Origin of the sequence: Nocardia sp. NPDC049220 (assembly GCF_040647855.1) — a bacterium.
Lineage (GTDB): Bacteria > Actinomycetota > Actinomycetes > Mycobacteriales > Mycobacteriaceae > Nocardia.
Genome location: NZ_JBEZDA010000007.1, coordinates 113,285 through 125,172, shown reverse-complemented (window position 1 = coordinate 125,172; position 11,888 = coordinate 113,285). Strand labels below are relative to the sequence as shown.

The 11,888-nt window shown below is 67.7% G+C and carries 4 protein-coding genes; 3 read left to right on the top strand and 1 reads right to left on the bottom strand.

Features of this window, described 5'->3' with window-relative positions; genetic code table 11:
• The first annotated feature begins 135 nt into the window (after window positions 1-135).
• The 3 genes from AB0C34_RS18715 to AB0C34_RS18705 are packed head-to-tail and all read left to right on the top strand — an operon-like array spanning window position 136 to window position 11,081.
• Window positions 136-462 carry a hypothetical protein gene (locus AB0C34_RS18715; protein WP_357074078.1) on the top strand — a complete coding sequence of 109 codons (327 nt, stop codon included), beginning with the start codon at window positions 136-138 and terminating at the stop codon, window positions 460-462.
• A 41-nt stretch (window positions 463-503) separates the two neighbouring features.
• A complete protein-coding gene (locus tag AB0C34_RS18710) occupies window positions 504-1,025 on the top strand; it encodes a YbaB/EbfC family nucleoid-associated protein (protein WP_357074075.1) in 522 nt (173 codons plus the stop codon).
• An 18-nt stretch (window positions 1,026-1,043) separates the two neighbouring features.
• Window positions 1,044-11,081 (top strand): alpha/beta hydrolase, encoded by a 10,038-nt coding sequence (locus tag AB0C34_RS18705; protein ID WP_357074072.1) that lies wholly within the window; start codon window positions 1,044-1,046, stop codon window positions 11,079-11,081.
• Here the strand turns inward: AB0C34_RS18705 and AB0C34_RS18700 are convergent, their stop codons facing one another.
• Window positions 11,082-11,825: a helix-turn-helix domain-containing protein gene (locus AB0C34_RS18700; RefSeq protein WP_357074069.1), complete on the bottom strand. Its 744-nt coding sequence runs from the start codon at window positions 11,823-11,825 to the stop codon at window positions 11,082-11,084. It abuts the gene before it with no gap.
• Window positions 11,826-11,888 lie beyond the last annotated feature (63 nt).

Genomic DNA, 11,888 nt, shown 5'->3' with positions numbered 1-11,888 from the left:
GCGCCGAGACCATCGAGCCGACGTGGCCGGCGCAAGCGACGAATGATCCCAGTTCGCGAGGTATTCGTACACTGCGCGGTGGATGTTCTGCGATGATCTGAAGCAGGCGAATTGAAGTCGGCGAAGGATCACATCATGGCAGCAGACGACATCGAGGCGTACACGGAGAAGCTCCGGATCGCGGGCTCGGACACTTCTCAGGCGGATGTCGACCTGCTCGGCATCGTGACCGGCGCGGAACGCGCCGCGACGCAGGCAAGCATCGCCGCGGGGTCGGACAAGTACGGCAGCAAGTTCCGCGATGGCAGTGAAGGTTTCGACGACGCGATGGCCAGTATCAACGACGGCACGCGCAACATCGCGACATCCTTTCGCCGAATGTCACAGGGGCAATACCAGGCCGCTGACGGGATGCACGCTGCCGAACAGGCCGCAGCCGAAAGTTTCGGCCGCCGCGGGTGATCGACCGAAAATGTCTCACCTGATCCGTGAAAAGGGCCGGCATGAGCAACGCACGACCTGACGAGAGCGACATGCCCTCGATCCTGGAGGCGTTTCAGGAGCAGATGCGCATTATTGCCGAGGCTCAGCGCAAGCGCACGAAACTCACCGGGACGGCGACGTCGCGCGACAAGACGGTGACGGTGACCGTGAACGCCAATGGTGTCGTCATCAAGACCAAGTTCCACCCGAACATCAAATATCTGAGCATCGAGCAGCTCGCGAGCACGGTGACCAAGGTCGCGCAGGATGCCGCAGCCGTCGTCACCCGAAAAAACGAGGAACTGGTTGCGCCCATCGCCGATCGGCGCGCCCGGCTACCGAAGCTTTCCGAACTGGTCGACGGTATGCCCGACTTCGCTGGAGAAATACCGCTCGAACCACCGGTACCGCTGGCGCCGTCGACGTCGCCCGAGCCCGCGGAGATCGCCGACGAAGCGGCCACGCAATTCACCGATGTCGAGGCCTACGACCATCGCAGGCAGCGGACGCGGTCCCCTCGAGCCACCGGACTCAGCTGGTAGCAGGAGGATTGCCCCGCTATGTCGATAATGATTCCTTCCTGGCTGGAGTGGCTGGGGTGGGTGGCGGGATCCGAGTGGCCGGAAGGTGACGAGGACGAGCAGCGCGCCGGCGGGGAGGATCTACAGCGACATGCCACTGAGCTGCGCACGCGGGTCCGGACTTCGGTGGAGAGCGCGATCGGTTCCACGCTGCTCGCGTATCCGGCCGGCAGCGGCCGCGACGAGATGGAAAAGTCGCTCAAAGAGCAACTGAACCTCATCGATGAACTGGCCGAATACTACGACGAGGGCGGGCAGCGCGCCATCGACTCCGCTGGCGAGATGCGGGCGACCAAACTCAACGCCATCTTCGCGTTGGCGTGGTTGGCGGCGGAGCTGGCGTATGCGGGATTTCTCGGTCCCGGAGCGCCTTTCGCGCAGGCGGGCGCTGTGGGGGCGACGCAGTTCACGTGCCGGTGGTTGGGCGGCTTCCTGCTGCGCAGGATCGAAGCGATTCTGCAAAGGACAGCGCTGTCCGAGGCGCGCCAGCATTTCGTCGCAAAGGTCGTGTACGAGTTCTTCCAGGAGGGGATCACCGAGGTTATCGAAAGCTCGATGCAGGAGGGAGCGGTTCAGGGCTTGCAGCTGCGGGCCGGCTACCAGCAGGGTGGCCTCAACTGGGCCGCGCTCGGCGAGAACGCGTTTTCCTCGGGCGTCGCGGGTGGTGTCGGTGGCATCGCGGGCCACGGTATTCACAACCTCGTCGATCGGCTGCCGATCGGCCACGATCAGTGGGCGGGCATAGGCAAGGGCGCGCTCACCGGCGCCGGTGCGGGTGTGGCGGGCGCGGTCGCGGCATATGCGGTAGGCGGTGGGGGAGAATTCGATCCGCGCATGCTCACGGGCGGCGCGTTGTCGGGTGTCGGGCCGAGCATGATCTACGGCTGGCGGGGCGGAACGAATTACTCCGGCGGACCGATGGGCAACGGACCCGGGCTGAGTCCGGACGTCGGCACGATGCCGGATGGCACGACGCCATCCCGCCGCCAGGACGTCGGAACGGGAACCGGCGCTGGGGCGAAAACCGGAAACGGCGCTGGTACCGGCATCAGCTCCGCTACCAGCGGCGTCGGGACGAACTCCCCGGGCTCGAACAGCAGCGACACCAGCGCGGGACCGCCCGGTGGGAAGCGCACGCCTGGTGCCGGTGCGGGGGATGCGTCGGGTGGAGCTGATAGTCCGAAAATTGTGGGGGCGGATACGACGACCGGTTCACGCGGCGAGGGCGGGGATAGCACCAGCACGAGCACCGACGCCGGCGAGGGTACGGTCGGAGCCGCCGCCGACCAGACCGTGCCCGCCGATTCGGGTGTTGATACCGGCAGTCGATCCGGCACCGTGCCAGGGCAGTCCGCCACCGGTGCGATCCAGAGCGCAGGCGTCGGCCAGCATTCGGGCAGCGTCGAACCGAATACGAGCGGGTCCCCCATCGATCAGTCCACGCTGTCGGCTTCCGCGCAACCCAGTGCCGCGCCGCGTGATTCGTTGGATGCCGGCCCGGTCTCGGGCGCCACCGCGGATGCCTCGGCCGGATCGATCGCGGCACCGGGCGCCGGGGGCACGCCGGAGGCCGTCGCGATGCCGCATCCAGGAACGCCGTCGGGTGCGCCGAGTTCGTTCTCGACCGCGCCTGGCGCCACACCGAGTTCATCCTCGGCCGGTTCGGCGCGCACCTCGGCCGCAGCAGCCAGTTCGTCCGGCCGAACGTCGACGCCGCAGGGCGATTCTCACGTCGATGCGGCGGCCATGGACCAAGCGGTTGTCGCTGTGCCGGAGCGACGGGCGGTTGTCGAGGCACCCGACAGCGACACTGCGACATCTGATCCGCGGCCATGCTCAGGTCTCGCGGCCCCCTCGGCCGCCGGATCCAGGTCGGCCGGGGCAGTGCAAGCAAAGGCCATGCGCGCCGACGCGGTGCAGGCCGGGACAGCCGAAGCCGAAGCGTCGCGTGTCAGGCCGGCAGCCGATGTCGCCGACGAGGACCACAGAGGGCGACCTGGTGTCCGGCGACCGGGCGATGCCGATACGGCGCCGGATGTCGAGCTCGAGCCTGCGGCGAACGACACCGCCGTCGACGGACGACAACACCCGAACTCTGCCGAGGTCGACACGAAATATGAAGTGCGGCATCCTAGTTCGAAAGATGACTACTCCGCCGAGCCCGCGACGGGATCGAACGGGGGTGATGCGGGCGGCCGTGGTCCGAACGATCCGGGCGGCGCCAGATCGGCGGGCGCCGACCCGGATGAGCCCGGATCCCACGGCGGAGATAGCACTGACGCGGACATCCACCCGCCGCACCTGGGCCCCGCCCTTCCGGTAGATCCTGGATTCACCGAAGAGCAACAGCGGCTGGCCGACGCGGCGCTGCGAGACGGTGGATTCGGCACCGCGGATAAGTTGCAGCGCAAAATAATTCGTGGCTTCGCCGTCTCGGCGCGAAGGCGGGCGACCGTGAACGCGGACTGGTGGCATGCCCTGGCCAACCCGGCGCGTCCCGATGAGCTGAGCCGGGCGCAGCAGGCGCTGATTCTGGTCTACCCCCATCAGATCGGCAACGCCGATGGTTTGCCCGCCCCGGTCCGCAACGATGCGAACCGTCTCGCGATCGCCCGTGACATCGAGGACTTCATCGCGCGTCGGCCCACCGGGCGTGGCAGGTGGTGGTGGCACTATGTGCTCAGCGACGCGCAGCGCCAGCACTTCAGCAACTTGATCGTCACCCGAAACCATCTGGTGCAACTGGAGCGTCAGGCCGCCGCGCTGCCGGACAAGCCGCCGGTGCACGTATTCGCCTACGATGCGACGGCTTTCGGTGGATCCGGCAAAGTGGTGGTCGCCCTCGGTAACGTGGACACCGCCCACACGGTGAACTGGCATGTGCCGGGCACCAATACAACACTGCGGTCATTGCCGTACCAGTTCACCCCGCTGCGCAACCTGTACGAAGAGACCAAGCGGGTGGACCCGAATCTGGCGCTGGCGTCGGTCATCTGGATCGGATACGCCGCGCCGGCCGGGCCGGTCAACACCGGCTATCTGAAGGCCGCCTTCCGTCGTCGCGCGAAGGTCGGTGGCGACCTCCTGCTGCAAGAGATCGCGGCCTTTCACGCGACCAGGGAACGTGCCGGAACCGCTGGCCCGAAACAACTGAAGAACCGGATCTTCGCGCACAGTTACGCTGTCGTCACCGTCAGCTACGCGGGCAAACGCGGCAGGCTGGCCGGTCTGGTCGTCTCGGTCTGGATGTCGGGTGCCCCGGGTTCGCCGGCGGACAGTGCCGCGGAGTTCGGGATCGGTGACAACGTTCACGTCGTCAGTTCCTGGCGGGATGGCGTGACCATGCTCGGCGCCGACCAACCGGGGTCGTGGAGCCGCTACGTCAGCGGCAGGCTCGGCCACGGCCTGGATCCGGCCTCGGAGGCATTCGGGGCGAGGCGGAGTCGCGCCGAGTACCCGCTGTCGGAGAACTTCGGCAACATCGAACAGGTGCACCAGGGCTACCTTCGGCACAGCGATCCGCAAACCCGGCGTCCCACCGAGTCGCTGGCCGACGCCGCCCGGATCGCCGCGGGTCGGAGCGACACTGTGACGCCGGTCGAGCGCCGCCGCCCGGCCCCTGACCCGGGCTGGGCGCGGCGCCGGGTCGGCGCGGCGCCGATCGATGTCGAACGTGGCCGTTACGACGACGGCAGCAGCGACATCAGGGCGGACGATGGTGTACGACCGAGGTGGGCCGCGGTGTCACCGCGCCGCGTCGCACACGTGCCGGAGACCGGTCCGCGCGACTGTGCGGTGCGCTCGATGGAAGTGGTCCAGCGGCTGACCGGCAGCACGGCGATCGATGTCACCGCCGCCCAGGAGATCGGCCTGGGCGGTATGCACTGGCAGGATCTGGAAACGCACGCGGGTGGGCGCCTACGGGCCGAAAGCCATGCGACCATCGCGAAGCGGTTGCGGCGCATGGGTCATGGTGCGACCACCCTGGTGGTCGACGAGTATCACGGTGTGGCTGAGCGCAGTAACGGCGTCGGCGCGCACGCCTACGTGATGACCAACCACAACGGCGTCGTCGTGGTGCGCGACCCGGCGACGAACGAGGTCCGCCGACACCAGGACTGGACCCCTCCCGTCGGGGTCGTCGGAACGTGGGGAATCCACTACGACGCCGCCGGTGTTCCGCGGCACTCTCCCGGAATCGGATCGCGGGACTCGCGGATGGACGTCCCGATCACCGATCGCGCGCGCCGGGCCGCCTCGTCGCGCCGCGACGCGGCGGGCGAGACCGGACCGGAGAATTCGGACGATGGTTCCCGACCAACCAGCCTGATCGGTGCGTCGCCGCACGAGCCCGACGATCCGCACGGGCACGACGCGCCGATCGCGGACGAGTGGTCATCCCTGCGCCCGGAGCAGGTCGGCGCGCGGCTGGCGGAACGAACGGGCTTGGAAGTGTTCGGTTTCGACGTGTCTGGGCGCGATCCCGAAACGGTGCGGGAATACGCCAGGGCCGTTATCGACATGCGGGCCGCCTACCCGGATGTCTATCTACGCAGTATCGGTATCGGCCCGCTGCCTGATTCGGTCGACGGGCGGTCATACGCGCACATCGATCCCACCAACGGGCGGTTGTATACCGACCGGATCGTGATCAGCGACCGGCTGCCAGCAGATCCCGGTGCGTTCCGGGATCGGTGGCAGCGCAGGGTCGACGCGGGCGAGGCTGTCCCGAGTGTTCTCGATCGGCCGATTTACCGCCTTTTCGTCCACGAATTCGGCTATGCGGTAGACCATGCCGGCGGCCTGTCCGCCCAGCACGCGATCGACGACGTATTGCTCGAGCACTACTGGTCGACCCACGATCCCGCTACGGTCGAGGGCTACCAGGACTGGCTGGGCGAGCTGAGTAACGGCAGTTTCGACGACGACGGCGTGCTCGCACCGCGCGAGGCGTTGGCCGCGGCTTTTCGCGATGTGGTGCTCGATCGCGAGAACGCGAGCGAGCCCGCGACAGTGATCTACGACTTGCTGACCAGCGTGGCGGAACCGCTCCCCGGCGGTGCGCCGAAATCACCGGGGACCATCGGTGACGAGACCGGCAGCGATGTGCTCGACGTGCCGGGTAGGAAGCGAACCCCGGCCTTGCCCACGGATGAACTCCCGGCGACGGCGGACGACCGGGTGGCCGCCCGAACGGCGTATGACGGGTGGAGCGCGGAGCCTTCGAGCCCCGGCGGCCCACGACCGAGCTGGGACCGGCACGGTGACATCGTGCCGCAGGCGCGGCAGCGCGCCTGGGAGACCGCCCGCTGGTGGCATTCGCTCAGCCCGACTCAGCAGGATTCGGTGGTCCGGGTGGATCCGGCCCACATCGGCCGGTCCGACGGTATTCCGGCGAGGGTGCGTGATCACGCCAACCGGTTGGCGATCCGCAGGCGCCTTATCGAACTGGGTATCGGCCGTTCGCTCTTCTTCGCGCGGCTCCAGCTGATCGGCGACCACCCGGCCAGGAGCGAGACACATGAGCGGAAGAACCTGGTCGCGATCTGGAAGGCGCTGCGGACGGCTGATCGGCTGGCCGAGTCCGTACGGCCCGGCCGGGCAGCACCGCCGGTGCACCTGCTCTTCTACCAGGCGGGTCAGCTCAGCACGCCCTCCGACGGGACGGCGGTGGTGGCCATCGGTGATGTCGACATCGAGGCCGAGGTGTCCTGGCACCTGCCAGACGCACAGACCGACCTGATGTCGCTGGGCGGTCTGCTGACCAACGCCCGCAATCAACTCGCCGCGACTGTGCACATCGACCCGGAAGCGTCCGCCGCGGCTATCGCCTGGCTGGGGGACGTGATGCCGCACGCCGACCCGCACCGGGACCGAATCGCGGCAGTCTGGGGACAATTGAGTGGTCGGTTGTTCGCTAGGGATGTGGCCGCCTTCACCGGGACGCGGGAGTTCGGCGCCGGTCTGCTCGATGGCGTCGCGACCCCGGCGAACCACGTCTTCGGAGTGGAGCACGGCGCGAAGGTGGTCGGGGACGCGGGCGCCGACCGTCGGCTGATGGGGTACGTGGCCACCTTCACCGTGGCGGGTTCGCCCGGTATGGGCTCGGTGCGGCGCGCCACGGATTTCGGAGTAGACGCCGACAATGTGTTCGTCGCGGCCGCGTCGTGGGACCAGACCAGCTGGCTGGGCGAGCGACCACCAGAGATCACCGGGCCCGGTTTCGGCGATTTCGAGCACCGGATCAGCTGGGAGTCCGGCGTGGGGCTCGGGGTGGATCCCGCCTCGGCGCCGTTCGGCGCGCACCGGATACCCGCGGAGTATCCGCGTCCGTTGTTATTGCCGCGGCAGCGCCGGACGAACTACTACCGGCCCGGATCGGAGTCGTTGCGCGCGTTCGGCATGATCGGCGCTGGACGTGGGGCGGATGTGCCGTTCGAGCCGCATCGCCCCGGCTTGGACCTGCGCAATCTGCCCGCTCGTCCCGGCGTGATCGGCGATGACCCGGCCGCGGTGCGTCCGGCCGCCACCGAGCCCGGCGTCCGAGCACACCATCGCGCACCCGCCGAGCCGGTGCTTCGAGACGACACCGATACCGGGCACGACAATCGTTGTGCACCACAGGCATTGGACCGAATAAACCAGCTGTTCGGCCGCCTGGTCGTCGGTGTGCCCGCGGGCGATGTCGGTCTGTCCGGTATGCCCGCGGGCGAGCTGGAGCAGCACGCGGGCGGCCGCCTGCAACTCTTCGAATCCCACGACGACCTCGCCGATCGACTGCGTCTGCTGGACAAGGGCGCGACGATGCTGGTCGTCGACGAATCCCACGGCCAGGTCGACGCGCACGGCGTCGGCGCACACGCCTACGTGATGACCAACAACGGCGGCACGATCATGGTGTATGACCCGCGCGTGGGTATCGGGCCGTATCGGTCCGGATCACAGTCGCCAGATGTGCGCCGCACCTACGGAATCGTGATCGACTCCGACGGAATCCCGGAGCTGCCCATCCACATCCACGACCCGGCCGCTCACCCCGGATCCCGCATCGGCGCCATGGACGGGAACACGGGACCGTCGCGGGCTGAGTGGGGAATTCGCGCGGAGGGTCCGGATCCGGGTGATGAGCGTGCGCGTCGCCGCGCCGGTCTTCGTGCCTGGGATTGGCTGAGCGAGAACCTGTCCGGCTGGCCGGCCGGCAAGGTCGAGGATGCCGGGCTCGAACTGGCCGAACTGGTAGCGGATGAACTCGGCGTCGTCGACGGCGAAGTCCGTGTCGTGCTGGTGGTGACCGGTACGCCGGGCGAACGTCTGCTGCGGGTCACGGTCGGCGATTCGAGTTTCGAGTTCAGTGAAGCCAGCGAGCTGCCGCGGTGGCTCGCCGACGCCGTCGCACGGGTGCCGTATGTGCGCTTGAATGTTCAGGGTGAGCTGGCCATCGCGGTGTCCGACCAGCACATCACCGAGCTCGGAACAGCGCTGGCCCCTTTGCTGGTTCCCCGTTCGCCGGAGAAAACGGCACGCGACATCATCCGCGCGGGACTGCGCCGAATCGCCCGCATCAACAAAGCACGGCTGCTCGACTCGCAGACCAATGTGGAGGGCGATCCCAAAGAATACCGGTTGGCCGACTCCGCGGCCGAGCTGACCATCTACGCGTTCTCGAAGCAGGAGTTCGAGTTCGGACTGCGTCGGTTGGATCTGGCCGGCCGCAACGACCGGATGTCGACCCTCGACGAGTTCACCTCGGCGATTCTCGGGGGACTGGACCAGCACTGGCTCGACCGAGTCGGGGCGCCGGCGGACAGTGGCCCTGCCGCGCTCGAGACAGACCCCGCATCCGGCTTGCCGCGACATGTGGTGCTCCCGGTTCGGACGGGACAAGACGTCGCACAAGCTCGTTGGCTGATCCGCCGGGTGATGCCGAACTGGCCGCACCCCGCTGAGGTGGGTTCGGCGGTTTCCTTGGTGTCGGATCTGGCGGGCAACCTTTTGTCGCATCCCGAAGCCGCCGGGTCGGTGACGACGACGGTGTCAGGTGCACCCGGTCACCGCGTCGTTCGTGTCGGGGTGCGCGAGGACAATTCGCGGGCCGGGTGGGTAGCTGACGTCGAGGCCCGGCTCAGCCTGAGGTGGCTGGCACGATTGGCCGCGGCATCGGGCGTCGACCCGCACCCGGATGGCAGGACGTTCTGGTTCGAATTCCGCGAAACCGTGCTGGCGGGCGATGAGCCGACCGCGGATCCGGATCGGCACCGTGTCGACATCGGCGACGATGACTCGGCCGGTCCGCCGCTACCGCGAAGCAGACCCGCGTCGACCGGCGCCGCGGTTCACGAAGTCGGTCAGCTGGCGGTCGGCATGGCCGAACCGCCATCCGATGCTCAACCGCCGGTCGGATACGAGCTGAGTGCGGCGGAACTGGCAGCCTTGGGGGAGGTTGTCGACGAAGAGCCGCTCAACGATTTGGGGGATGTGTTCCGCGTCGAATTCGACGACGGGAGCGTGTGGGTCTACCGGACCGAAATGGATCCGGAAGAAGCGGAGTATATCGGCGTTCCGCGGTCCGGATTGCTTGTTCGTGAGGTCGCCGTGTCGGCGCTGGACCAGTTCTTCGGTGCCGGTCTGGTGCCGGAGTCGAGGTTTTGGCGCGGCCCGCACGGTCTGGGCACGTTGACTCCCTTCGTCCCGCATGAACCGGGCCTGAAGGTGCGAGAATATCCGAAGACGCAACGACATTGGGCAGCCGCGCTCGATTACATCGGCGGGAATGTCGATCGAAATCCAAGCAATTGGGGAACGCCGCCGACCGTCGGCGAAACCGGCACACCGCGAGTGTTGCTGTTCGACAACACCAGCACTCTCCCCGAGGGCCCGAACTCCTTCACGTTCGCTGACGAAGACGAACGCGGCGCCCTGGTCGGGCGTATCCGATCGCCCTTCGTCGTGGCTGCGTTCAATGAACGGCTCGATGCCACCGTGTTGGCGAAGGTGCGGACAGTCGAGTCCGGCAGGTTTCGTGCCCTGCTGCGGACGCTGGGTGTCGAACCGGGGGCCGTCGAAGACGCAGTGCGCAGGCTGGAGGAGATCCAGCGCGACGGCAAGATCACCGGCGAAGCGTTTCCCGGTCTCGGGAGCCTGAATTACGTCATCGATCCGCAGGCGTCGATCGCCCCGGGCGAGTCGATGAGTGCGCGGGAAGGTGCGGTCTACGACCGCGACAGGGCACTTGCCGTGACGGAGGGTCGCCTCAGTGATGCGGATCCGCGTGATGCGCTGATCCGGGTCAGGTTCGTGGACGATGACAGTCTTTGGGTCTACCGTCCCGAGCTGGGCCAGTGGTCCGAAGAAATCAGTGTTCCGCCGTCGGGTCTCGCTGTTCGTGATGTCGCTTTCTCGCGTCTGGATGACCTGCTCGAGTTCGGATTGGTGCCGGTGACGACGCCGTGGGGCGGTCCGGACGGCAATGGTTCCTTGCGGGAACTGGTGGCGCTCGACCCGGCCCGACCGATCGCGGAGTATTCGCCCGCGGATCGCGGCATGTTGGCGGCTTTGGACTACATCGCCGGATCGCACGATCGGTCCGCGCGGAGTTGGTTCAGCCGCGAGTCCGAACCGGGCCGCGGTCGTCTGGTACCGATCGACAACGGCTTCAGTTTCCCCGTCGACCGTGAATCGTTCGCTCCGCATCCGGACCGGACCGCACCCCGTTCCGATCCCGAGATCCGGAATCAGTTCACCTCCCAGTTCGTCGCCTATGCCATGACCGACGGGATCGAAAGCTCGGTCCTGGCGAAGATTCGCGCCTTGGATCCGGCCAGGCTGGAGGCGATGCTGGTCGCGCTCGGGCTGGAGGGACCGGCGATCGACGGTGCGCTGGCACGACTGAACGAGATCCAAGTCGAGGGCAGGATCACCGGAGCGGCATGGCTCGATATAACCAGGTCGAACCTCCGTACCGGCGTGCTCATGCCGGCGGACACAGAACGAGTGGCTCGGCCGAACTTCGACGACTGACTAATACCGCTGCGCGTACCAGGTCGGTGGCTCCCCGAACATGCTCTTGAAGTCGCGGATGAAGTGGCCCTGGTCGGCGTAGCCGAGGTCCGCCGCCAGCGCGGCCCAGTCGATCGCGCCGCCGGTGGCCATGCGTGCGGTCACCTCGTGCAGGCGGTAGCGGCGGATCACCCACTTGGGCCCGATGCCGACGTACTCCGCGAACAGCCGTTGCAGCCCCCGCATGTTCAGCCCCAGCTCGCCAGCGAGGCGTTCGACCCTGGTCACGGCCTGGTCCTTGGCGATCAGCTCGACCGCGGCCACCGCCTGGCGCACCCGGGGGTCGTCGTCCGGCAGGTGTTTCAGCAGGAACGCATCCACGGTCGGCACGTCGAGCGTCGTGGGCAGGTCCGGGCCGAACACCTCGGTCGCCGGGACGACGCGGTCGGTGATCGTCGAGACGGGGGCACCGAGGAAAGGGCGGAAGCCCCCCGGCCGGAACGCGACGCCGAAGACGTGGTCGCGGCCCTCGAGGCCCTGGAGCTGGTAGCCGCTGCACACGCCGTTGACGTCCGCGCGGCCGCCGCGCAACGACAGGTGCACGTTCGGGTACGGCACGATCTTCTGCCAGTAGGGCTCGGCGTAGTCCCAGTGAGCCTCCCAATACCGCTCCACCCATGGCGCGAGCGCCGGCGCCGGGCAGTGGAACGCGTGGCGCTGATACCTGGTCCACGCACCCCGCAGTTCACGAACGTCCCGCACCACACGGCAGAGTGTATGTCGCCTTTGTTCAATACCCTCGGGTCCGCGCCGCCTAGCGTCTTCGCC

Excerpts from the sequence above, each read along its gene's own strand:
- AB0C34_RS18715 (WP_357074078.1), top strand. The coding sequence starts at position 136 with ATGGCAGCAGACGACATCGAGGCGTACACGGAGAAGCTCCGGATCGCG.
- AB0C34_RS18710 (WP_357074075.1), top strand. The coding sequence starts at position 504 with ATGAGCAACGCACGACCTGACGAGAGCGACATGCCCTCGATCCTGGAG.
- AB0C34_RS18705 (WP_357074072.1), top strand. The coding sequence starts at position 1,044 with ATGTCGATAATGATTCCTTCCTGGCTGGAGTGGCTGGGGTGGGTGGCG.